The sequence below is a fragment of the Starkeya sp. ORNL1 genome, from assembly GCF_012971745.1.
Taxonomy (GTDB): domain Bacteria; phylum Pseudomonadota; class Alphaproteobacteria; order Rhizobiales; family Xanthobacteraceae; genus Ancylobacter.
In genome coordinates this window covers 4,695,638-4,718,463 of the sequence record NZ_CP048834.1, presented here as the reverse complement: position 1 = coordinate 4,718,463, position 22,826 = coordinate 4,695,638, and the positions used below count along the sequence as shown (strand labels likewise).

Sequence of the window (22,826 nt, the reverse complement as noted above, 5' to 3'; positions counted from 1 at the left end):
AGATGTCGCCAATAGCCGGATCCGATATTTGGTAAGAACAGCTTACGCGCTCAAGCCGCCAGCTTCCGCGAAGGAAGACTTGTTTGTGACTACGTGCGATTATATGGTGCCTGCGCTGGAAAGACCTTGAGTACGGGCGAAAGCCATCAGCGACGCTTGATTTTCCTTAACAAGACGAGCCCGCAAAGAGAGACACCATCTTGCGAGAGTATCCACCGCTCTTGCGCTGTCGAGCTAGCTCTTCCCAATAAGGAGCTTCACCATGCAAATTTATCTAAAGTATTTAGCAGCGCTGGCAACGGGCTTCAGCTTGATGCTTGGCTCGGCAATAGCGCAAGAAAACGCGGTTACGGCCATAGACATAGCGCTGGAGCCGGACGCTACGATGATCCGGCACGCCGAGGCCGCCAATGCCCGCCTGCGTGAAGCTTACCCGAAGGGCTACGCTTTGGATGCAACGCACCGCCCGCACATCACGATGTTGCAGCGCTTCGTCAAGAATGCAGACCTCGACAAGGTCTATGCCGCGGTTGGCGACGTCCTTGCCAAGGAGAACCCGGCCGGATGGACACTGACGGCGTTCAAGTATGATTTTGTCGTCTGGGACAAAGCCGGCTTGACGGTGATCCTGATCAAGCCGACCGACGAGCTCATCAAGTTTCAGAAGAAACTCATTGATGCCGTTGCCCCTTTTACTTCCAAGACGGGGACCGCGGCTGCATTCTTCACCACCGCGGAAGATCCAGGCATCAACAAGCCGACGATCAACTACGTGACCCATTATGTGCCGGACTCGAGCGGCAAGAAACTCATACCTCACGTTACCGTCGGTGTGGCAGAGCCGAGCTATCTCAAGAAGATGATCGCCGAACCATTCGATGCGTTCAGCTTCTCGCCGGCAGCCTTGTCGATTTACCAGGTCGGCAATTTCGGAACGGCTCGGAAGAAACTCCAAGCGTGGGAATTCAAACCATAAGCCCCATCCAACGCCGACTTCCAATATGTGATCGATCCCGCGGTGGGAGAACAGCGGTCGTCGGCACACTGTCGGCGCCGGCACGAGCACGCCGTACCGCTGACGCTTCCCACCCACGGAACCTTCGGATTTCCTGCTCCGTTGTTCGGGCATGAGCACCGTCACCGCCACGCCCAAGCCGTCCTCGAAGACATCCCAATCCCCGGAGAATTCCGAGCCTGCCAATACGTCGGAACTTGCCGACGTGGTAGCCGAGGACGGCGGCCCCGTAGAGCCTCCTCCGCCGGAAGCTATCGAGCCCGACGAAGAACTGCCGCCCGAGGAAGTCGAGCGCCTGCGCAAGGCCTATCTGCTGACGCGCTTCTGGATCAGTGCCCGCGGCTATTGGGGACGCAAGGGTGATCGGCTCGCCTGGGTGTTCACGATCGGGCTGCTGCTCCTAATCGTCGCTTATGTCGGCCTGCAATACGGCATCAATGTCTGGAACCGGGCGATCTTCGACGGCATCGAGAAGCGCGATTCCTCCACCGTCCTGTTCCTGACCGCAGTGTTCTTCCCGCTCGCCATCGCCAGCGTGCTGCTCGGCGTCGCTCAGGTGTATGCGCGCATGGGGATGCAGCGCCGCTGGCGGGCCTGGCTGACCAACGCCGTGGTGTCGCGCTGGCTCGCAAGCGGGCGCTACTACCAGCTCAACCTCGTCAGCGGCGATCACGACAATCCGGAATACCGCATCGCGGAAGACCTGCGGGTCGCCACGGATTCCCCGGTGGATTTCATCGCCGGGGTGACCTCCGCCCTGCTCTCCGCCGCCACCTTCATCGTCGTGCTGTGGACCATCGGCGGCGCGCTCACGCTGACGCTTGGCGGATCCACCTTCACCATACCGGGCTTCCTGGTGATCGCGGCGGTGCTCTACGCCGCCGTCGCCTCCGGCTCCATCCTGATCATCGGCCGCAGCTTCGTCGAGGTGTCCGAGGGCAAGAACCAGGCGGAAGCGGATTACCGCTACGTGCTGACCCGGGTGCGCGAGAACGGCGAGAGCATTGCCCTGCTCGGCGGCGAGCAGGAAGAGCGCGAGGGGATCGACCGGACCTTCTCCAACGTGCTCAGGCAATGGGCGCGCCTTGCCGGGCAGCATATGCGCACGACCTTCGTCTCGCAGGGCTCCAGCCTGATCGCCCCCGTGGTGCCGATCCTGCTCTGCGCCCCGAAATACCTCGATGGCTCAATGACGCTCGGCCAGGTGATGCAGGCGGCCTCGGCCTTCACCATCGTACAGACCGCGTTCGGCTGGCTGGTGGACAATTATCCGCGCCTCGCCGACTGGAACGCCTGCGCGCGCCGCATCGCCTCGCTGATGATGTCGCTGGACGGGCTGGAGCGGGCGGAACTCGGCGAGGGGATCGGCCGGATCAGGCGCGAGGAGACCAAAGGCAAGGCGATTCTGAGCCTCAGCGACCTGTCCGTCACCCTCGACGACGGCACGGCAGTGGTGGGCGAGACCGAGGTGGTGATTGGGCCGGGCGAGCGGGTTCTGGTGGCCGGGGCCTCCGGCAGCGGCAAGAGTACGCTGGTGCGCGCCATTGCAGGGCTGTGGCCCTGGGGCGGCGGGAGCGTGAACCTCCATCCCGACCGGCGGCTCTTCATGCTGCCGCAGAAGCCTTATGTGCCCACTGGCACATTGCGGCGGGCGGCCACCTATCCGGGCGCCGCCGAGGACTGGAGCGTGGAGCAGATCGGCGCGGCGCTCGACAAGGTCGGCCTCGGCCATCTGAAGGAAAAGATCGAGGAGGACGCGCCCTGGGACCAGACCCTGTCCGGCGGCGAAAAGCAGCGGCTCGCCTTCGCCCGGCTGCTCTTGCACAATCCCGATATCATCGTGCTGGACGAAGCCACGTCCGCGCTGGACGAGAAGAGCCAGGACAAGATGATGGGCATGCTCACCACGGAACTGCCCAAGGCCACGATCGTCAGCGTCGCCCATCGTGTCGAGTTGGAGGCCTTCCACAGCCGCAAGATCGTGCTGGAACGGCGCAAGGGCGGCGCGAAGCTCGTCACCGACATTAACCTGATTCCGCGCAAGGGCTCGTCCCGGCTGATTGGCCGGCTCCTCCGTCGCCGAAGGTCGCCGGCGAAGAAGGCGGCGCAGACCTGATGCGCAGGCCCAGGCGACCTCGAGCAGCCATCGGCTTTGGCGACGCGGAACTATCCGCTACATCAAACGTTTCGCAGAGTTCGATGGGTTCTTCCGGGGCAAGAAGAATGATGGCTGCGCAGCAAGCCGACGTACTCGGGCAAGAGGCATTCCAGCACGAGGAGAGCCGGTACCGCCTCCTGGTCGATGCCATCACCGATTATGCGGTCTACATGCTCAGCCCGGCCGGCATCGTGACGAGCTGGAACAAGGGGGCGGAACGCTTCAAGGGCTATGAGGCGGCAGAGATTCTCGGGGAGCATTTCTCGCGCTTCTATACCGATGAGGACCGCGCCGCCGGCGTGCCGCAGCGGGCGCTCGCCACCGCCGCCAATGAGGGCCGGTTCGAAGCCGAGGGCTGGCGGGTGCGGAAGGACGGCGCCCGCTTCTGGGCCAACGTCATCATCGATCCGATCATCGGCCCCCATGGCGAGCTCATCGGCTTCGCGAAAGTCACGCGCGACCTGACCGAGCGCCGGCGCGCCGAGGAGGAATTGCGGCGCAGCGAGGAGCAGTTCCGCCTGCTGGTCCAGGGCGTAACCGACTACGCCATCTTCATGCTCAACCCCGACGGCATCGTCGCCAACTGGAATGCCGGCGCCCAGCGCATCAAGGGATATGCGGCCCGGGAGATCGTCGGGCAGCATTTCTCCAGATTCTACACCGAGGAGGATCGCGCCAAAGGCGAACCGCAGCGCAGCCTGGCGATAGCCGCTACCGAAGGACGCTTCGAGCGGGAAGGGGTTCGCGTCCGCAAGGATGGAACCACCTTCATCGCGCATGTCATCATCGACGCCATTCGCGACGAAGCCGGCGAGTTGCTGGGCTTTGCCAAGGTCACCCGGGACGTCACCGAGAAGGTCGAGACCCAGCGCTCGCTGGAGGTCGCGCGCGAGGCACTGGTGCAGTCGCAGAAGCTGGAGGCGATCGGCCAGCTGACGGGCGGCATCGCCCACGATTTCAACAACCTGCTCATGGCGATCCTCGGCAGCTTGGAGCTCACGCGCCGGCGGCTGCCGCAGGACTCCAGTGTCCTGCCGCTGATCGAGAATGCCGAGCATGCTGCCCAGCGCGGCGCCGCGCTCACCCAGCGCATGCTGATGTTCGCCCGCGGCCAGGAGATGGAGCGTCAGCCGACCGACCTGCTGGAACTGGTCCATGGCATGACCGACCTGCTCAGGCGCTCGATCGGGCCACGCATCACGGTGCGGACGGAGTTTCCTCTCGCGCTGCCGAAGGCGGACACCGATCCCAATCATCTGGAATCCGCTCTGCTCAACCTCGCCTTGAATGCCCGCGACGCCATGCCGGATGGCGGCACCATCAGGATTTCGGGCCACTCCCAACGGGTGCGGGAGGATGACAGGCGGAACCTCGCCGCCGGAGACTATGTCTGCGTCACTGTCACCGACACCGGAACCGGCATGGACGAGAAAACCCTGGCCCGCGCCGTCGAACCCTTCTTCTCGACCAAGGGTCCCGGCAAGGGAACCGGCCTCGGCCTGTCGATGGTCCATGGGCTGGCCGAACAGTCCGGCGGTCGGCTCATGCTGAAGAGCAAGTTCGGCGAAGGGACCAGCGCGGAGATCTGGCTGCGGACCGCCAGGCACGAGGTCGAGCTTGACGGCGCGCAGGTGGACGGTCAGCCATGGGTGCCGAATTCGCAGCCAAAGATGAATGTCATCGCCGTCGACGACGACATGCTGGTACTGATGAACACGGTGGCGATGCTGGAGGAGCTTGGCCACAACGTGTTCTCGGCAATGTCCGGCCCGCAGGCGCTGGACATATTGCGGCGCGAGCGCTCCATCGACGTGATCGTGACCGATCAGGCCATGCCGCGCATGACCGGCACCGAACTCGCCCGCGCCGCCCGCGCCGAGAAGGACGATATCCGCATCCTGATGACGACGGGCTATGCGGATATCGCCGGCATGGAAAAGGGCGTCGCCCTGATCAACAAGCCCTTCAGCCTCCGCGAGCTGCAAAAGGCGGTCAACGACCTCCACGTCGGATGACTCCGAGTTCGCCTATCCGTTGAAGGAGCCGCCGTTCCACCATCATCCCCGGGATTGACCCGTGGATCCGGACTTCAACCGGGTACATGCGGATCGGCTGGATCCCCGGATCAGGTCCGGGGACGAGGGCCTGTTGGAATTTTCGGTCGATCCCTCAGGAGCGCCGGATACCGCGACTCACATCGCCCGGCGTCTTGCCGGTGTAGCGGATGAAATAGCGGTGCAGGTGGCTCTGGTCGGCGAAGCCGGTGGCGACCGCGGCTTCCGAGATCGAGCAGCCGTCCTCGAGCAGGCCGCGGGCACGCTCGACCCGGGCACGCATGAAGAACTGGTAGGGCGACAGGCCGGTGGTCTTGCGGAACTGCCGGGCGAAATGCCACTGGCTCAGGCCCAGCGTCGAGGCGATCTCGTACAGCGACAGCTGCCGGCCCACCGCGTCATTGATGAGCTCGACCGCGCGCCGTGTCTGCTCGAAGGTCATATACTCGGCAGACGGCTTGCCGCCGCCGTGCGACACGCCCTTGTAGATATAGCCGGCGAGGATGGTGCCGAGCGTCGTCAGCAGCACGGTCTCGACGTCGCCGGTGGAATGGATCTCGTCGCGTATGGTCACGCCAATGCGCGAGATGAAGGGATCGTCCTTCGCCACCTTGATGCCGCGGCCGGCGAATTCGACACGCTGCTCCACCGAATGGGCGAGAAATTCCGCGGCGAAATGGATGATGACGAGTTCGCGGCTGCCGCCCCAGGTGGTGGCATGCTCGCCATAGGACGGGATCACCTCGATCGGCCCGCACGCCACGCGGTCCGGCGGCCGGCGCGACAGCAGCGGGATCGTCACCTGGATCTCTTCGTGGCCGTGCGGCTCGCGCTCCTCGAGGTCGCGGCTGGCGTGGTAGTAAAGGCCCATGCCATCGGCTTGGCGGCCATAATGGATGGGCAGCGTGGCGCGCACGGGCATCCAGTCCCTCAAAACTGCTGCAAACTGGATGCTACTTTAGCAGTCGACACTTGGCCACACCACCGCCAACCGGCCCGCCGCGATTGCCGGGCAGGTCACGAAGGGGCGACGCAAGATCTCAGGGTGTCGGGTCTTCCAGCGTCAGCATGGCCGCCACGATGGTCTCGGCCGTCACCGGGTAAGGCATCTTCTGGGTGTGCGGGGCTTCCATGGTGCGCTCGGCCATGAGGCCGGCCTGCGCCTCGTCAAAGGCAGCGCCGGACAATTCGCGCAGATTGGTGGGCAGGCCGATGCGGCGGTAGAAGCCGAGCAAATCGGCAACGATGCCATCGGTGCGCTGCTCCAGTACCAGCTGGACCAGCAGGGCATAGGCCACCTGCTCGCCATGCAGAGTGCGGGCGGTCATCGGCGCCGCGCTGAGGCCGCGGGTCATGGCATGGGCGAAGGACAGGCCGCTGTTTTCAAAGGCGAGGCCCGCCATCAATATGCCGGCCTCGACCACATTCTCCAGCTCGGACGTGACCGCGCCACTGCGGGCCGCGGCCACAGCCGCCTCGCCGTCATGACGCAGGGTCTGGTAGCAGCTCTCGGCAAGCACGAGCGCGCTCAGCAGCGGGCGGGTCCGGTGCATGTTGGCGGCACCGGCATTGAACGAGGCTTCCGCCTCGAACTTCTTGGCGATGGCATCGCCGATACCGGCGAGCAGGAAGCGCAGCGGCGCCTTGGCGATGAGCGTGGTGTCGACCACGACTGCGGCCGGATTGCCCGGCATGTGCTCGACCCCGACCAGTTCATGGGCCTCATTATAGACGACATAGACCTTGCTGGTCGGCGCGTCGGTCGAGGCGATGGTCGGCACCGTGATCACAGGAATACGAAGCGCGTGCGCGACGCCCTTGGCGATGTCGAGCGCCTTGCCGCCACCGGCACCGATCACCACGGTCGGGCCATGCTGGCGGGCCGCCTCGCCGGCGGTCTTGATGGTCGCGTAAGTGATCTCCGGATCGGCCAGCACCAGAGGCGGCGTCTGCGCACCATAGGCCGCCTCCACGCGTTCGCGCAGCAGCGCCCAGACTGGCGCGTCGGTGACCAGCACCGGGCGCCCGCCAAGCTCGGCGGTAAGCGCCGGCAGCGCCTCGATGGCGCCGGGACCCTGCACATAGCGATGCGGTGAACCGAAGATCCGGACCGAGCCCGTCATGATGTCTCCTTCGAGCCTGACCTGAAACTCATGCCCATACTCAAACCACATCATCCTGAGGTGCTCGGGCGCAGCCCGAGCCTCGAAGGATGCTCATACAGATCGACGTCGCCTTGCTTCATCATCCTTCGAAGCTCGTTGGCGCTCGCACCTCAGGATGACGTGGCTATTTAGGCCAGAGACTCACGCGACGGCGTAGCCGCCATCCACCGGCAGCACGACGCCGGTGACGAAGCGGGCGCCAGGTCCGGCGAGGAACAGCGCCGGGCCGACCAGGTCGTCCGGCTGGCCCCAGCGACCGAGCGGCGTGCGATCGAGCACCGCGGCGTTGCGCTTGGGATCCTCGCGCAGCGCCGCGGTCAGCGGCGTCGCGAACCAGCCGGGAGCGAGCGCATTGACCCGGATGCCCTCTTTCGCCCAGGCGATGGCGAGCGAGCGGGTGAGCGAGACGATACCGCCTTTCGAGGAGGAATAGGCCGGCACCAGCGCGCCGCCGAAGAAGCTCAGCATCGAGGCGATATTGATGATCGAGCCTTCCGCATTCGCCAAGGCCGGCCGCAGCGCCGTGCACAGCCGCATGGTGCCGGAGAGGTTGACGTCGATCACCTGCTCGAACACCTCGATCTCGAATTCCGCGGCGCGGCGGATGATGCCGGCGGCATTCACCAGCACGTCGAGACGTTCGATGCCGGCCCCGAAGGCGGCGACCGCCTCGGTGTCGCTGACATCGAGCGCGACGTGCCGGTAGCGCTCCGCGGTCCAGGCCCCCGGCGTGAGGTCGAGCCCGATCACCTCATAGCCGGCGGCGAGGAAGCCGATGGCCAGCGCGCGGCCGATGCCGCTTGCGGCACCGGAGACAATGGCAAGCTCCCCGCTCACGCCTTCTCCTCCGTGCGCAGCTTCGGAATATGGGCAAAGCGCGGATGGCCGGCGAAGGCCGCCTCGCGCGTGCTGCCGCCCTTGATCTCCTGGGTGATGGTGCGCTCGATGACGACGGAGCGCTCGGTCGCCTCGATGATCGGCAGAATGATCGCCTGCGGCACCACCACGGTGCCGTCGCCGTCGGCGAGGATGTAGTCACCCGGTGTCACCGTGACGAAATCCACGTCGAGGCCGGGCAGTTTCACCGGCTCGCCGATGGAGACGATGGAGAAGCGGCCGGCCGAATTGGTCGGGGTGATGGTGCCGCACACCACCGGGAAGCCGTAGCCGATGGTCTCGTTGGCATCGCGCACGGCGCCGTCCGTCACCATGCCGGCAGCGCCGCGATTCATGTATTGCAGCGTGATCATGCCGCCATTGACGGCGCCGACCTTGAAGCGGCCGGTGGCGATCACCGCGACCTCGCCGGGGCCGATATGGCTCTCGATCTCGTAGGGGCTGATGCCGGACGAGGTGACGCCGACCTCGCCGCGGGCCGTGACGGCGCGCCCGATGATGCGCGTGGTCCGGTCGAGCAGGCGCAGATCGGCGGCCAGCACCTGGCCGGTATAGCCGGAGACGTCGAGCACATCGCTCAGCGTCGAGCTGTCGAGCCCCGCAAAGCGGCGAAGGATGTCGTCGTTCGTGGTGCTCATGCCTGTTCTCCTGCCGTCGTACTGAGTGCCTTGCGGGCGGCGCCGATCTCGCGCCCCAGCCCACCTATGATGAGCTGCACATCGCTCGCAATGGTGATGGCTGTAAAGCCGCGGGCGATGAAGGGCGCGGCGGCTTCGGCGTCGCGCGCGCCGGCGCCGGCGATCTTGCCATGCCGGCGGCAGGCCGCGACGATGCGGTCCAGCGCCTCCTGGAAGCGCGGATGCTCGAACTTGCCGGCAATGCCCATCGAGACGGCGAGGTCATTATGCCCGAGCCAGAGCACGTCGAGATCGGGAGTCGCGGCGATGGCGTCGATGTTCTCGACGCCGAGCATCGATTCGATCTGCGCGATGGTGAGGACGCGGCCATCCTCCTCCGCCATCTTGGTGGCGGCATCGCCGGCCTTGTAGTCGTCGTGGGCGAGGCCCGAGGTGGTGCCGCGATCGCCGCGCGGCGGGAAGCGGGTGGCGCGCACCAGCGCCGCCGCCTGCTCGCCAGTCTCCACCATGGGCACCATGACGCCCAGCGCGCCGCAATCCATGATGCGCGCCACGAAGCGCGCATCGAGATTGGGCACGCGCACGAACGGCACCAGCGAGGTGCCGCGCGTGAGCGCGATCTGGTTGCGCACCGTCTCCAGCGACAGGCCGGCGGTCTCCAGATCATAGATGACGAACTCGGCACCGCCGGCTTCGATGATTTGCGGCAGGCCGGTGCTGCTCAACTCGAAGATCATGGTGCCGAAGCAAACCGTGCCGTCGAGCACGCGCTGCTTCAGCGGATTGGCGCGCAAGCTGTTCTGCATGTCGGGTTCCGTGTGCGAGCGAGGATCAGGCGACTTCGAGCAGGATGCGGCCGATGCCGGTACGCGAGCCGAGCAAGCGGTGCGCCTCCACGGCGTCCGCCAGCGGGAACACCTTGTTGAGCGCGACCTTGAGCTTGCCGTCGCGCATCGCCTGGAACAGGTCGTCGGCGCGGCGCTGGATCTCCGCCCGGTTGCGGACATGATGGCCGAGACGCGGGCGGGTGAAATAGATCGAGCCCGCCGCGGCGAGGTCCATCGGCGAGATGGTGTCGACCAGCCCGGACGAGTTGCCATAGAGCACGCAGAGGCCGCGCACCCGCGTCGCCTTGATGCTGTCGTCGATGGTGGCCTGGCCGACCGAGTCATAGACCACGTCGACGCCGCCGCCGTCGCCCCACGCCTTGACCTCGGGAAGGAAAGCGGTGTCGCGATAGAGGATCACCTTGTCGGCGCCGAGCGACGACACGAAATCCGCCTTCTCCTTGCTTCCGGCCGTGCCGATCACCGCTGCGCCCTTCGCCTTGGCGAGTTGCACCAGGATGTGGCCGACGCCGCCGGCCGCGGCATGGATGAGGCAGCTCATGCCGGGTGCCAGCTTTCCGGTGTCATAAGCGAGGTAGTGCGCGGTCACGCCCTGGCCGAACATCGCGGCCGCGTCGCGCGCATCGATGTCGGACGGCAGCTTGATCACCTTCCAGGCCGGCACCGCGACACGCTCGGCATAGGAGCCGAGATTCTCGCAATAGATGACGGCGTCGCCGACCTTGAGGTCGGTGACGTTGGCGCCGACCGCGACCACCGTGCCCACGCCCTCGCCGCCGATCGGCAGCGGCGCATCATTGGCGCCGAGTGGCTTGCCGCCGCGATAGGTGCCCTCGCGCTGATAGACGTCGCCGAACGTGATGCCGGCATATTTGAGCGCAACCACCACCTGGTCGGCGGCCGGCACCGGATCGGCGACCTCACGCAGTTCGAGCACTTCGGGACCGCCCAGGCGGGGGACGACAATCGCGCGCATATACGTTTCCTTCTTGGTCTTTGCCCCCTGGGGGGCGTTCTCGTTTCGGTTCAGGGTTAGGTCTCGGGGATCACCGACATCTGGCCGGCATCGAGCGTCAGCCAGACGCGCTCGCCCACGGCGTGCGCTTCGTATGGCTCGCTGGCAACCGTGATGACGAGTTGGTCGGAAAGGCGGACCGCATAGTCCCAATGGTCGCCGAAATAGGCGCGCTCGACGATGTCGCCCGCCGCCACGATGCTGGCCGGCAATGCCGGTTGCGGCTCGGTGGCGCCGAGGCGGATGCTGTGCGGGCGGGCCGAGACCACGACCTTGCCGCCGCTCGCGGGCACGCCGCCGAGCAAGGGCGCCGGCACGGAAATGCCGCCGAAATCGACCTTGCCGTCCTTGAGCGTGCCGGTGAGGAAATTGGTGCGGCCGATGAAGCTGGCGACGAAGCGTGTCGCCGGCGCGCTGTAGATGCGCTGCGGCGTGTCGACCTGCTCGATATGCCCGCCGCTCATCACCACGATGCGGTCGGAGGCGACCATCGCCTCACCCTGATCGTGGGTTACATAGACCGTGGTGATCTTGAACTCATTGTGCATGCGGCGGATCTCGATCCGCATCTCGTCGCGCAGATTGGCGTCGAGGTTCGACAGGGGTTCGTCGAGCAGCAGCACTTCCGGCTTCACCACGATGGCACGGGCCAATGCGACGCGCTGCTGCTGGCCGCCCGAGAGCTCGGCCGGATAGCGATCGGCATAGGGAGCGAGGTGCACCACTTCGAGCATGTGCCCGATGCGCTGCTTCATCTCGGCGGCCGGTACCTTGCGCAGTTCGAGGCCGAAGGCGACGTTCTGCCAGACCGTCATGTTCGGCCAGATGGCGTAGCTCTGGAAGATCATCGACATGCGCCTGCGCTCCGGCGGCACCACGCGCTCCGGCGAGGAGATGGTCTCGCCGTTCAGCACGATGTTGCCGCGCGAAGGCGACATGAAGCCGGCGATCATGCGCAGCATGGTGGTCTTGCCGCAGCCCGACGGGCCGAGCAGCGAGACGAACTCGCCGTCCTCGATGCCGATGGAGAAGTCATGCACCGCGGTGACGCCGCCATAGTCGCGGCCGACCGAATTGATGGAGAGCTTGGCCAAGGCGATTACCTTCCGCGTCGCAGCATGAAGTCCCGCCCGATCAGGAGCTGGCCTGCGATGACGAAGACGAGAACGGTGAGAAGAAGAATGATGCCGAGCGCGCAGAGCTGCTCGAAGCGTCCGCCTTCGGTGAGATCGAAGAACAGCACGGACATGGTCCGGGTGTCGGGGCCATAGAGGAACAGCGCGGTGCTGACCTCGCGGGCCGAGATGATGAAGACCAGCAGCCAGGCGCCCATCAGGCTCTTCTTCAACAGCGGCGTCATCACCCGGCGGATGGCGAGAAAGCGGCTGCCGCCGAGAATGCGCACCGCATCCTCCAGCTCGCGATTGACCCCACCGATCGCCGCGCTGGTGTTGGCATAGGCGACGGGCAGGAAGCGCGTGGTGAAGGCGAGGATCAGGATCGCCCCGGTGCCGGCCAGCGCGAAGGGGGGCGGCGCATAGGCGGCGTAGAAGCCGATGGCGAGCACCAGGCCGGGAATGACGAAGGGCGTGAGCGCGGCGACGCTGAGCACATTGGCGAACGGCAGCAGCTTGCGGCTGACGATATAGGCAATGGCCAGCGCCAGGCCGACGGCAATGGTGGCGGAGGCTGCCGAATAAACGAAGGTGTTGAGGATCGAGCGCGGCGCGTGCGCATTCTCGAACAGCAGATACCGGAAGTTCACCAGCGTCAGGTTGTCGGTACCGATGCCGCGCGCCCAGGCCTTCGACAGCGCCGCCTGCAGCAGCACCATGTAAGGCAGGATCACCGCGAGCGAGAGCACCAGCAGGGAATAACCGAGCGCCAGCCATTTATAGAGGCCGAGCTCGATCGGCCGGCGCTCGCCGCCCTTGCCGGTCATCGTCACATAGCCCTTGCGGCCGAGCAGCACCTTCTGCAGCGCGAACAGCCCGATGGTGACCAGCAACAGCGGCATCGCATAGGCCGCTGCCACTTCGAGGCGCAGCGGATAGCCGAAGAACTGGTAGAGCTGCAGCGGGATCAGATTGATGCGTGCCGGCAGCGCCACCATGATGGTGGAGCTGATGATCGAGACGGCTTCGAGGAAGGTGATGATCACCGCCGAGAGGATCGCCGGCAGCACCAGCGGCAGCGTCACCTTGAAGGTGGTGCGCCAGCGGTTCGCGCCCATGATGTTGGCGGCGTCTTCCATCTCGCTCGACACCACATCGAGCGCGGCGCTGGTGAAGACGAAGACATAGGGGAACGAATAGAGCGCGATGACGAAGGCGAGCCCGGTCAGCGAATAGATGTTGAAGATGCCGGTCTCCGCGCCGGTGAGCGCGATGTAGGCGCGGTTCAGCCAGCCGGCATTGGGCCCGGCGAGCAGGATCCAACTGGTGGCTCCGAGGAAGGGCGGGGTGATGAAGGCGGCAAGCACGAGAGTGCGGACGATGCCCTTGGCGGGCATGTCGGTGCGCGACACCGCCCAGGCGATCGGCACGCCGAACGCCACGCACAGCGCGGCAACGATGATGCCCAGCATCAGCGAATTGAGGAAGGCCCGCAAATAGCGGGCGCGGCTGAACGCCTCGATATAGTTTTCGAGGGTCCAGCCGCCGGACGTCGGATCGGAGAAGCTGATCGAGAACAGCTGCCAGAGCGGGTTGACGACCAGCAGCAGCAGCGCGGCGGCGATGGTGAACCAGACGATGCTGCCGCTGCTGCGGAACGCATTGTCGGCGGAATTCCATCTGAACCGGTTGGGCATGGCGAACTCAATTACCCTTCGACTTCGGATCGTCATCCCAGACGGCCGAAGGCCGATCCGGAATCGCGTGACGCTCTGCGCCTGCCTGCGATCCCGGCTCGCGCCTGCGGCGCGTCCGGGATGACAGCAAACGCCTTTGCGGGAATCAGCCGCCGAAGATGTCCAGCCACTCGTCGGTGGACTTCTTGAGCTTGGCCTCGTAGTCGGCCGACGGCAGTAGCGGCACCAGCTTGATTTCGTTCAGCTTCTTGCCGCCGGCGAGATCACGCGACACACCCTGGATCACCGAGTGGTAGTAATTGTCGATGACGATCTGCGCGTGTTCCTTGCTGAGCAGGAACTCGGTGAAGAGCTTCGCCGTATTCGGCTGCGGCGCATCCTTCAGGATCGAAGTGAAGCCCATGATGAACAGCGAACCGTCAGTCGGATAGACGATGGTGATCGGATTGCCCTTCTGCGCGCTCTCCGCCACCATGCCGTCCGGAATGAAGCCGACGGTGCGCTCGCCGGAGGTGATCGAGGTAATGGCGTCGAAGGTCGAGCGCTGGATCAGCGGGTCTTCCTTCTTGACGTCCTTGAAGAAGTCCCAGCCCTTCTCCTGCGCCAGCCAGACCACCAGCGCCGCGTCGAAGCCGCTGAAGGAGGGATGGCCCATCACCAGCTTGTTGCCCCACGTGCCGTTGGCGATATCGGCCCAGGACTTGGGCGCCTGCTCCGGCGTCACCAGCTTGGTGTTGTAGGCGATCGACATGATGCCGCCGCCCATCGGATAGACATAGCCGGGCACGATGGTCGGCTTGGCGACGTCGATGATCTGGCTCGCCCCTTGCGGGGTGTATTCCATCAGCTGCTTGTCGCGCAGCAGTATCCCGTAATAGTCGCCGACGCCGCTCATGGTGACGACGCTGGCGATCGTGTTCTTGGCGCGCAGATCCTGGTTCAGCCGCTGGAAGGTGCCGCCCGTGGTGGCGCGCACGACATTGACCTTCAGGCCCGGATACTTCTTGGCAAAGGCGGCAGCAGCCTGCTCGGCGATCGAGGCGCCGTAGAAGCTGACATACCAGGTCATCGGGCCTTCTTTCCTGGCCGCGGCCTCGATGTCGGCGAGGCTGGTCTGCGCCTTGGCGGCGCCGTCCATGCCGGACACCAGCACGGCCGCAAGCGCCACGCCCGCGGCGATCCTGCCGCACATCGCGCCAAGCTGGCGCCGCGCCGGGTTCGGCAATTCTTCGCGCTTCATGATGGCCATGAGCACTCCTCCCTGTATCGTTCCACCCAGTTTATATAATTATAGCTACGACCTTAGTGGTCGCGCTTGGGCCGGTATTGAACGATCTTGCTCAGGTGCGGAGGGACGGATTGACTGGAGAAGTGGGCCATTTCCATCGTCATGGCCGGGCTTGTCCCGGCCATCTCGGCCTCTGATCCGCTGTCGGGAATCGAGATCCTCGGCATAAGGCCGAGGATGACGGTCCAATCTGCGGCTTGGGCCGGCCTCTTTCGATTGCGGCGCGGGCCTGCTCGGCGCCTACACCAACTGGAAATCGACCTCTGCCCGGCGCGGCGGGTCGGCGCCGACGCGGCTGCAGGTGATGGCGGCGCAGGTCACGGCGAAGGTCAAGGCGCGGCGCAACTCGTCCGCGTCCAGCGCCGCCAGCGCACGCGCCTCGATGCGGCCGAGTTCACGCAAAGCGGCCAGCAGCGCGCCCTGGAAGCTGTCCCCGGCACCGATGGTGTCGACGAGGCGGACCGGCGGCGCCGCGACCTCGATCCTCCCCGCGGTGCGATGCCACGCGACGACGCCTTGCCCGCCGCGCGTCAGCACCACGAGCGCTGCGCCCCCGGCGAGCAGCGCGGACGCCTTGTCGTCATGAGCCGCGTCGCCATAGAGGAACTCGAAATCGACGTCCGACATGCGCACGATATTGGCCCGCGCGGCGAACGCCTCCATGCGGCGCACATAGTCCGCCTTGTCGCGCACCAGCCCCGGACGGCAGTTCGGATCGAACGAGATGGTGGTGGAGCGCTGTGCGTCGTCCACCAGCGCCAAAGTCTGCGCCGAGGTCGGATCATGGATCAGCGTGGTCGAGCCGACATGCACCGCGTCAATGGCGGCGAACGGGATGCTGCCGGGCGTGTAGGTCCAGTGCCGCGCCGCCGTGCTCTCGTCATAGAAGGCGTAGTGCGGCTCATTGTTCACGAAGCGCACAAAGGCCAGCGTGGTCTCGCGGGCGCTGCGCACCGCATAGGTGAGATCGACATTGGAGCCCGCCGCATGGTCGGCGATCATGGTGCCGAACAGGTCGGTCGACACACCGCCGACCAGCCCCGCCGGGGCATCGAGCCGCGCCATCGCCACCGCGACATTGAGGCAGGAACCGCCGACCGCGGTGACATAGGCGTCGCGGCCATCCGCCGCCTTCACCGGCATGAAATCGATCAGGGCATCGCCGCAGCTCAGCAGCATGTTCGGATTCCCTCGGGACTCAGGCCTGCAGGACGCTATGCATCAGCGTCCGGCTCTCGCGATCGACGGTCTGCATAAGTGCATAGACGCGGCGCTTGGCGGCATGGAAGCTCGCCATCTCCGGCGAAGTCGGCCGGGTCAGCTCGCCGATGCCGGACATCGCGGACATCGCCTCGCGAAGCGAGTTTTGGCTCTTGGCGGCCACCGCGCCGAGCATGGCGGCGCCGAGCAGCACCGGTTCCGGCGTCGCCGGCAGTGCGATGGTCAGTCCCGTGGTGTCGGCCATGATCTGGCGGACCAGCGCGCTGCGGCTGGCGCCGCCGCTCATCACCATCATTTCGCAGGAAATGCCGCGCGCGCGCATCACGTCGACCACGTCCGCCAGCCCGTAGGCGAGGCCGCACAGGCCCGCGACGAACAGCCGCTCAAGGCTCTCGATGCTGTCGTCGAGATCGAGGCCGGCGATCACGGCGCGGGCGTCGGGATCGGCATAGGGCGAGCGGTTGCCGAGGAATTCCGGCAGCACATGGGTGCCGCCCGCGAGCCGCGCAGCTTCCGCCGGGTTGGCGAAACGCGCCACCGCGCGCTTTTCCAGGAAATCGAGCAGGCCGAGCCCCGCCGCCTTCGCGGCCGCCTCCGCTTCCGCGCGGGCGGGATGCGAGCGCACGAGATGATCGATGCCGGCACCGGCGGCGGACTGGCCGCCCTCGTTCAGCCAGAGGCCCGGTACCATCGCCGAGAAGTACGGGCCCCAGATACCGGGCAGGAAGGTCGGCTCGGCAGTGGTCGCCATGATGCAGGCCGAGGTACCCATGATATAGGCGAGGCGGTCCTGCAGATCGCCCGGCGCGCTGTCGGCGATGCGCCCGCCAATGGTGCCGACGCCGCCGGCGTGGGCGTCGATCAGCGAGGCGCCGACCGGCGTTCCGGGCAGGAGGCCAAGTTCGCGCGCCGCCTCCTCGGTCAGCCCGCGCCCTAGCGCGGTGCCAGGTTCGACGATCTCGGAACCGATCCGGGCGTGGCCATCGGCGGTCAGCTCGGAAAGGCCGATGCGGGCGAAATATTCGTCACTCCAGCGCCGCTCATGGCCGAGATAGGTCCATTTGCAGGTGACGGTGCAGATGGAACGCGCGGTCGAGCCGGTGGCGCGGAATGACAGGAAGTCCGCCAGATCGAAGAAATGGCCGGCATTGTTGTAGCTAGCCGGCAAATTTTCCTTCAGCCAGAGCAGCTTCGGCGTCTCCATCTCCGGCGAAATGACGCCGCCGACATAGCGCAGCACGTCGTCGGCAGTCTCGTTGATGCGCCGTGCCTGCCCGGTGGCGCGATGGTCCATCCAGACGATGACATTGCGCTCCGGATCGCCGGAGGCGCTGACCGAGAGCGGCCGGGCGTCGCGATCAAGCGCGACCAGAGAACAGGTGGCATCGAAGCCGATGCCGCCGATCGCGGATGCCGGCACACCCGCCGCCTGCATCGCCTCGCGGACCGACTGAACGCAGGCGTTCCATATGTCGGAGGAGGACTGCTCCACCACGTCTCCGGCGTCGTGCCAGACCGCGATGGGGCGCCGAGCCGTGGCCAGCAGGGTACCGGCCGAATCGAAAATTCCGGCACGCGCGCTCGCCGTGCCGACGTCTACCCCGATGAAGGCCTGCTGCATTATCTGCCTGCCGTGTCCGTCGTGCCCCACCGACATCTTACCAGCAGGTATAGCCGCCGTCGGCAAGCACGATGCTGCCGGTCATCAGGCTGGCGGCATCCGAGGCCAGGAACAGCACCACCGAGGCGATCTCCTCGACCTCGCCGAGCCGCCCCATCGGGGTGCCGCCGATCCAGGCGTCGTACATTTTCGGGTTCGATTTGACGAACTCGTTCAACGGGGTGGCGATATAGGTCGGTGCCACCGCATTGACCCGGACGCCGCGCGCGCCCCATTCCGCAGCCAGCGACTTGGTGAGGTGGTGCACCGCCGCCTTGGAGGCGTTGTAGTAGCTCTGTTCCTGCGGCTTGTTGACGATGAAGCCGGACATCGAGCCGATATTGACGATGGCGCCCGACTTCGCCGCCAGCATGTGCTTGCCGAAGGCGCGGCAGCACCAGAAAGTGCCGTTGAGATTGACGTCGATGACGTTGAGCCAGTGCTCGTCGGTCACCGTCTCGGCAGGGGTTTCGCTGCGGGCAATGCCGGCATTATTGACCAGGATGTCGATCTTGCCGTGCTTGCGCGCCAAATCGTCGGCGACTTCGGTCACCCGCGTCGGGTTGGTGACGTCCATCAGCACTACCTCGGGATCATAGCCCTTGGCCTTCATCGCGGCGCGGCCTTCCTCGGCGACGCCGGCATCGAAATCCGCGATCACCACCTTGGCGCCAGCCTCACTGAGCGCTTCGACGCAGGCGAGGCCAATACCGCGCCCGCCGCCGGTGACCAGCGCGGTGCGGCCGGAAAGCTTGAACATTTCGAGGTACATGGCTGGTCTCTCTATTCTGGGGCGCGCGCTCGGCACGCCGTCATTTGGGAATCGTGTTGCCCGCGGCATCGAAGCGGTGGATGCGGGAGGCATCGGGAATGAGCCGCACGCTGTCGCCGGCCTTGATGTCGAGTTCGCCGAGGCCGCGCGCGGTGATGGTGCCGATCTCCGGCACCTCGACATAGAGGAAGGTGTCGCTGCCGAGATGCTCGGCGACGGTGACGGTACCGACCCAGCCGTCACCGCCGCCGGCATCCGCCCGGCTTGCCGTCACATGCTCGGGGCGCACCCCGATGGTGGTGGCGCCGTAGCCGGCAGCCGTCTTGCCGCCGACGAAGTTCATCTTCGGCGAACCGATGAAGCCGGCGACGAACAGGTTCGCCGGATGCTCGTAAAGCTCGAGCGGCGTGCCGAACTGTTCGATGCGCCCGGCATTCAGCACCACGATGCGGTCGGCCATGGTCATCGCCTCGACCTGGTCGTGGGTGACATAGACCGCCGTGGTGTCGAGCTGGCGCTGCAGGCGGGTCACTTCGAGCCGCATCTGCACGCGCAGCGCGGCGTCGAGGTTCGACAGCGGCTCGTCGAACAGGAAGGCCTTGGGCTCGCGCACGATGGCGCGGCCGATGGCGACGCGCTGGCGCTGGCCGCCGGACAGTTCGCGCGGCTTGCGGTCGAGATAGGGCGTGAGGTTGAGGATGGCGGCGGCGCCTTCCACCTTGCGCGCGATCTCGGCCTTGGGCTGGCCGGCCATCTTCAGCCCGAAGGCGATGTTGCCGCGCACGGTCATGTGCGGATAGAGCGCGTAGGACTGGAACACCATGGACAGGCCGCGCTTGGCCGGCGGCACGTCGGTCACATCCGCCCCGTCGATCAGGATGCGCCCGCCGCTGACGTCCTCCAGCCCGGCGATGAGGCGCAGCAGCGTGGTCTTGCCGCAGCCCGATGGGCCGACGAAGACCACGAACGAGCCGTCGTCGATCTCGAGGTCGGCGCCCTTGATGATGTCGTGCGCGCCGAAGGATTTCTTCACGCCTTCGAGTGTTATGCGGCCCATATCTGCCTGCCTATTTGACGGCGCCGAAGGTCAGGCCGCGGACGAGTTGCCGCTGGCTGAACCAGCCGAGGATGAGGATCGGGGCGATGGCGAGGGTGGAGGCGGCGGAGAGCTTCGCCCAGAACAGCCCCTCCGGGGAGGAATAGGAGGCGATGAAGACGGTGAGCGGCGCCGCCTCCGAGGTGGAGAGGTTCAGCGTCCAGAACGCCTCGTTCCAGGCGAGGATGAAGTTGAGGAGCAGCGTCGAGGCGATGCCCGGCACCGCCATCGGAGTGAGCACATGGATCAGTTCCTTGCCGATGGTGGCGCCGTCCATGCGGGCCGCTTCCAGGATGTCCTTCGGGATTTCCTTGAAATAGGTGAATAGCATCCAGACCACGATCGGCAGATTGCCGAGGCACAGCACCAGGATCAGCCCGAAGCGGCTGTCGAGCAGGCCGAAGTCGCGGAAGATCAGATAGATCGGCACCAGCACGCCGACCGGAGGCAGCATCTTGGTGGAGAGCATCCACAACAGCAGGTCCTTGGTCCGCTTGGTCGGCGCAAACGCCATCGACCAGGCCGCAGGGACGGCGATGAGCAGCGCGATCAGCGTCGAGCCGCCGGCGATGATCAGCGAGTTCAGCGCGTGGTGCAGATAGTCGCTGCGCTCCTGCACCGTGGCGTAGTTCTCCAGTGTCCAATGGAAGAACAGGAAGGATGGCGGCGTCGTGAAGGCTTCGAGCTCGGTTTTGAAGCTCGCCAGTATCATCCACAGGATCGGGAAGAAGATCAGGAAGCCGACCAGCCAGGCCGCCGCGGTGGTGACGACGGTGTGGGTGGTGGAGATCTTGCGCGCCATGGCTCAGGCCTCCAGGTTCCGGCCGACGATGCGGACCAGGAAGAACGCCAGGATGTTGGCGATCACCACCGCCACCAGCCCGCCCGCCGAGGCGCTGCCGACGTCATACTGGATCAGCGCCTGCGAATAGATCAGGAAGGCGATGTTGGTGGTCTGCAGCCCCGGCCCGCCGCCGGTCGTCACGAAGATCTCGGCGAACACGGTGAGCAGGAAGATGGTCTCGATCAGGATCACCACGGTGATGGGCCGCGCGAGGTGCGGCAGCGTGATGTAGAAGAAGGTCGAGAACGCACCTGCGCCGTCCATCAGCGCCGCCTCCTTCTGCTCCTCGTCGAGCGATTGCAGCGCGGTGAGCAGGATCAGCGCGGCAAACGGCAGCCACTGCCATGCCACGATGAGGATGATCGAGAACAGCGGATATTCCGCGAACCAGTCGATCGGCTGCATGCCGAGCGAGGTCATGATCCAGGCGAACAGCCCGGAGACCGGGTGCATCAGCAAATTCTTCCAGACCAGCGCGCTCACCGTCGGCATGACGAAGAACGGCGCGATCACCATCAGCCGGACGATGCTGCGCCCGATGATCGCCTGGTCGAGCAGCAGGGCGACCAGCGTGCCGAGCACGATGGTGATGAGGAGCACCGAACCGACGAGGACCAGCGTGTTGCGCAGCGAGGCGAGGAAGGCCGGATCGGTGAGGAAATATTCGAAATTCTCCAGGCCGACGAAGCGCTCCATTCCCGGATTGAGCAGATTGTAGCTCAACAGCGAGAAGTAGATCGTCATCGCCAGCGGGACGATCATCCAGATGAGAAGCAGCACGACGGCCGGCGCAAGCAGCATGCGGCCGAGCGTCTGCGTCTGCTGGGTTGCCATGGTGGTCCCCGTTTCCGGTCCCGGCTTCGCGGTGGGAGAGAGAAGGCGCCATCCGGAGCCGACCGTCCGGATGGCTCAGGTACCGCGGCCCCGGAGGAGTAGGGCCGCGGCCTCCGGGAGGACCTATTTGATGTAGCCGGCGCGCTTCATCTCGCGCTCGCTCGCGGCCTGCGCGGCGGCGAGTGCAGCGTCGATAGTGCTGGCGCCGGAAAGCGCGGCGGAGAATTGCTGGCCGACCTGCGTGCCGATGCCCTGGAACTCAGGGATGGCGGCGTACTGCACGCCGACATAAGGCACCGGCTTCACCGTCGGATGGTTGGGATCGGCGCTATCGATCGAAGCCAGCGTCAGCTTGGCGAAGGGAGCGGCCTTGATATAGGCCTCGTTCTGGTAGAGCGAGGTGCGCGTGCCCGGAGGCACATTGGCCCAGCCTTCCTTGGAGGCGACGAGGTCGGTATAGCCCTTGCTGGTCGCCCATTCAATGAACTTGGACGCGGCCTCGATCTTCTTGGAGCCGGCGGGGATGGCGAGGTTCCAGGCCCACAGCCAGTTGGCGTTCTTGCCGAGGCCCTTGTTCGGCGCCAATGCGAAGCCGACCTTGTCGGCGACCTTGGAATCCTTCGGGTTGGTCACGAACGAGGCGGCCACGGTGGCGTCGATCCACATGGCGCACTTGCCGGCGTTGAAGAGCGCGAGGTTCTCGTTGAAGCCGTTGGAGGAGGCGCCGGGCGGGCCGGCTTCCTTCATCAGGTTCACATAGTCGGTCAGCGTCGCCTTCCATTCCGGCCCGTTGAATTGCGGCTGCCACTTCTCATCGAACCAGCGCGCGCCATAGGAGTTCGCCATGGCGGTGAGGAAGGCCATGTTCTCACCCCAGCCGGCCTTGCCGCGCAGGCAGATGCCATAGACGCCGGCGGACTTGTCGGTAAGCTTCTTGGCTGCGTCGATCACGAAGTCCCAGGTCGGGCTCTCCGGCATGGTCAGCCCGGCCTTCTGGAACAGGTCGGTGCGGTACATCACCATCGAGCTCTCGCCATAGAACGGCGCGGCATAAAGCGTGCCCTTGACGGAGACGGCATCGGCGATCTTCGGAAGTATGTCCTTGGCGTCGTAGCCGGCGCTCAGCTTGTCGAGCGGCACCAGCCAGTTCTGCTTGGCCCAGATCGGCACCTCATAGGTGCCGATGGTCAGCACGTCGAACTGCCCACCCTTGGTGGCGATGTCGGTGGTGACGCGCTGGCGCAGCACGTTCTCCTCCAGCGTCACCCATTTCACGTTGATGTCGGGGTTCTTGGTGGTGAAGTCGCTGGACAGCGCCTGCATGCGGATCATGTCGCCATTGTTCACGGTGGCGATGGTCAGCGTGGTCTGCTGTGCAACGGCAGGGGTCGAGGCGAGGCCCACGGCAAGGAACGAGGCACCCAGCAGGGTACCGATCATCGTCTTCATCATCTCCTCCCAGAGATATGAGCATATGCTCTATTGTTGGGCATATGCTCACACCGCTGC

At 65.6% G+C, this 22,826-nt stretch carries 19 protein-coding genes; 3 read left to right on the top strand and 16 right to left on the bottom strand.

The annotated features are described in order from the left end of the window. Positions 1–262 precede the first annotated feature (262 nt). From G3545_RS22320 to G3545_RS22310, 3 genes are all read left to right on the top strand, one after another. Positions 263–976 carry a 2'-5' RNA ligase family protein gene (locus G3545_RS22320; RefSeq protein ID WP_170015797.1) on the top strand — a complete coding sequence of 238 codons (714 nt, stop codon included), beginning with the start codon at positions 263–265 and terminating at the stop codon, positions 974–976. Positions 977–1,127: 151 nt separating this feature from the next. After that, positions 1,128–3,131, top strand: a complete 2,004-nt coding sequence (locus G3545_RS22315; protein ID WP_170015795.1) for an ABC transporter ATP-binding protein/permease — start codon at positions 1,128–1,130, stop codon at positions 3,129–3,131. Between the two features lie 110 nt (positions 3,132–3,241). Continuing rightward, positions 3,242–5,188 carry a PAS domain-containing sensor histidine kinase gene (locus tag G3545_RS22310; protein WP_170015793.1) on the top strand — a complete coding sequence of 649 codons (1,947 nt, stop codon included), beginning with the start codon at positions 3,242–3,244 and terminating at the stop codon, positions 5,186–5,188. Positions 5,189–5,342: 154 nt separating this feature from the next. Here G3545_RS22310 and G3545_RS22305 read toward each other — a convergent pair whose 3' ends face one another. The 16 genes from G3545_RS22305 to G3545_RS22230 all read right to left on the bottom strand — a co-directional run bounded on the left by G3545_RS22305 (position 5,343) and on the right by G3545_RS22230 (position 22,766). After that, positions 5,343–6,149: an AraC family transcriptional regulator gene (locus G3545_RS22305; RefSeq protein WP_170015791.1), complete on the bottom strand. Its 807-nt coding sequence runs from the start codon at positions 6,147–6,149 to the stop codon at positions 5,343–5,345. A 118-nt stretch (positions 6,150–6,267) separates the two neighbouring features. Continuing rightward, entirely contained in the window at positions 6,268–7,350 is a 1,083-nt protein-coding gene (locus G3545_RS22300) for a glycerol dehydrogenase (protein ID WP_170015789.1), read from the bottom strand. Between the two features lie 183 nt (positions 7,351–7,533). After that, entirely contained in the window at positions 7,534–8,229 is a 696-nt protein-coding gene (locus G3545_RS22295; RefSeq protein WP_170015787.1) for an SDR family oxidoreductase, read from the bottom strand. Next, positions 8,226–8,927 carry an RraA family protein gene (locus tag G3545_RS22290; protein ID WP_170015785.1) on the bottom strand — a complete coding sequence of 234 codons (702 nt, stop codon included), beginning with the start codon at positions 8,925–8,927 and terminating at the stop codon, positions 8,226–8,228. The genes G3545_RS22295 and G3545_RS22290 overlap by 4 nt, the downstream gene beginning before the upstream one ends. After that, positions 8,924–9,733 (bottom strand): aldolase/citrate lyase family protein, encoded by an 810-nt coding sequence (locus G3545_RS22285; RefSeq protein WP_170015783.1) that lies wholly within the window; start codon positions 9,731–9,733, stop codon positions 8,924–8,926. The genes G3545_RS22290 and G3545_RS22285 overlap by 4 nt, the downstream gene beginning before the upstream one ends. A 25-nt stretch (positions 9,734–9,758) precedes the next feature. Beyond that, positions 9,759–10,751 (bottom strand): quinone oxidoreductase, encoded by a 993-nt coding sequence (locus tag G3545_RS22280; RefSeq protein ID WP_170015781.1) that lies wholly within the window; start codon positions 10,749–10,751, stop codon positions 9,759–9,761. Positions 10,752–10,807: 56 nt separating this feature from the next. Further along, positions 10,808–11,884: an ABC transporter ATP-binding protein gene (locus tag G3545_RS22275; RefSeq protein WP_170015779.1), complete on the bottom strand. Its 1,077-nt coding sequence runs from the start codon at positions 11,882–11,884 to the stop codon at positions 10,808–10,810. 5 nt (positions 11,885–11,889) lie between these two features. Continuing rightward, entirely contained in the window at positions 11,890–13,602 is a 1,713-nt protein-coding gene (locus G3545_RS22270) for an iron ABC transporter permease (RefSeq protein ID WP_170015777.1), read from the bottom strand. Between the two features lie 145 nt (positions 13,603–13,747). After that, complete coding sequence (locus G3545_RS22265; protein WP_170015775.1) at positions 13,748–14,851, bottom strand: extracellular solute-binding protein; 1,104 nt, start codon at positions 14,849–14,851, stop codon at positions 13,748–13,750. 279 nt (positions 14,852–15,130) lie between these two features. Continuing rightward, a complete protein-coding gene (locus tag G3545_RS22260; protein WP_170015773.1) occupies positions 15,131–16,069 on the bottom strand; it encodes a carbohydrate kinase in 939 nt (312 codons plus the stop codon). 19 nt (positions 16,070–16,088) lie between these two features. Beyond that, entirely contained in the window at positions 16,089–17,732 is a 1,644-nt protein-coding gene (locus G3545_RS22255; protein WP_170015771.1) for an FGGY-family carbohydrate kinase, read from the bottom strand. A 37-nt stretch (positions 17,733–17,769) separates the two neighbouring features. Next, positions 17,770–18,543 carry an SDR family oxidoreductase gene (locus G3545_RS22250; RefSeq protein ID WP_170015769.1) on the bottom strand — a complete coding sequence of 258 codons (774 nt, stop codon included), beginning with the start codon at positions 18,541–18,543 and terminating at the stop codon, positions 17,770–17,772. Positions 18,544–18,583: 40 nt separating this feature from the next. Further along, entirely contained in the window at positions 18,584–19,600 is a 1,017-nt protein-coding gene (locus tag G3545_RS22245) for an ABC transporter ATP-binding protein (RefSeq protein ID WP_170015767.1), read from the bottom strand. Positions 19,601–19,610: 10 nt separating this feature from the next. Continuing rightward, positions 19,611–20,441: a carbohydrate ABC transporter permease gene (locus tag G3545_RS22240; protein ID WP_170015765.1), complete on the bottom strand. Its 831-nt coding sequence runs from the start codon at positions 20,439–20,441 to the stop codon at positions 19,611–19,613. A gap of 3 nt (positions 20,442–20,444) precedes the next feature. Beyond that, the gene (locus G3545_RS22235) at positions 20,445–21,317 is read right to left on the bottom strand and encodes a sugar ABC transporter permease (RefSeq protein ID WP_170015762.1); all 873 of its coding nucleotides are present in this window, start codon (positions 21,315–21,317) and stop codon (positions 20,445–20,447) included. A gap of 123 nt (positions 21,318–21,440) precedes the next feature. Continuing rightward, positions 21,441–22,766 (bottom strand): sugar ABC transporter substrate-binding protein, encoded by a 1,326-nt coding sequence (locus G3545_RS22230; RefSeq protein WP_170015760.1) that lies wholly within the window; start codon positions 22,764–22,766, stop codon positions 21,441–21,443. Positions 22,767–22,826 lie beyond the last annotated feature (60 nt).

Bases quoted from the DNA above. Each gene is read 5' to 3' on its own strand.
- G3545_RS22320 (WP_170015797.1), top strand. From the start codon at position 263: ATGCAAATTTATCTAAAGTATTTAGCAGCGCTGGCAACGGGCTTCAGC.
- G3545_RS22315 (WP_170015795.1), top strand. From the start codon at position 1,128: ATGAGCACCGTCACCGCCACGCCCAAGCCGTCCTCGAAGACATCCCAA.
- G3545_RS22310 (WP_170015793.1), top strand. From the start codon at position 3,242: ATGGCTGCGCAGCAAGCCGACGTACTCGGGCAAGAGGCATTCCAGCAC.
- G3545_RS22305 (WP_170015791.1), bottom strand. From the start codon at position 6,149: ATGCCCGTGCGCGCCACGCTGCCCATCCATTATGGCCGCCAAGCCGAT.
- G3545_RS22300 (WP_170015789.1), bottom strand. From the start codon at position 7,350: ATGACGGGCTCGGTCCGGATCTTCGGTTCACCGCATCGCTATGTGCAG.
- G3545_RS22290 (WP_170015785.1), bottom strand. From the start codon at position 8,927: ATGAGCACCACGAACGACGACATCCTTCGCCGCTTTGCGGGGCTCGAC.
- G3545_RS22285 (WP_170015783.1), bottom strand. From the start codon at position 9,733: ATGCAGAACAGCTTGCGCGCCAATCCGCTGAAGCAGCGCGTGCTCGAC.
- G3545_RS22280 (WP_170015781.1), bottom strand. From the start codon at position 10,751: ATGCGCGCGATTGTCGTCCCCCGCCTGGGCGGTCCCGAAGTGCTCGAA.
- G3545_RS22270 (WP_170015777.1), bottom strand. From the start codon at position 13,602: ATGCCCAACCGGTTCAGATGGAATTCCGCCGACAATGCGTTCCGCAGC.
- G3545_RS22265 (WP_170015775.1), bottom strand. From the start codon at position 14,851: ATGGCCATCATGAAGCGCGAAGAATTGCCGAACCCGGCGCGGCGCCAG.
- G3545_RS22260 (WP_170015773.1), bottom strand. From the start codon at position 16,069: ATGCTGCTGAGCTGCGGCGATGCCCTGATCGATTTCATGCCGGTGAAG.
- G3545_RS22255 (WP_170015771.1), bottom strand. From the start codon at position 17,732: ATGCAGCAGGCCTTCATCGGGGTAGACGTCGGCACGGCGAGCGCGCGT.
- G3545_RS22250 (WP_170015769.1), bottom strand. From the start codon at position 18,543: ATGTACCTCGAAATGTTCAAGCTTTCCGGCCGCACCGCGCTGGTCACC.
- G3545_RS22245 (WP_170015767.1), bottom strand. From the start codon at position 19,600: ATGGGCCGCATAACACTCGAAGGCGTGAAGAAATCCTTCGGCGCGCAC.
- G3545_RS22240 (WP_170015765.1), bottom strand. From the start codon at position 20,441: ATGGCGCGCAAGATCTCCACCACCCACACCGTCGTCACCACCGCGGCG.
- G3545_RS22235 (WP_170015762.1), bottom strand. From the start codon at position 21,317: ATGGCAACCCAGCAGACGCAGACGCTCGGCCGCATGCTGCTTGCGCCG.
- G3545_RS22230 (WP_170015760.1), bottom strand. From the start codon at position 22,766: ATGAAGACGATGATCGGTACCCTGCTGGGTGCCTCGTTCCTTGCCGTG.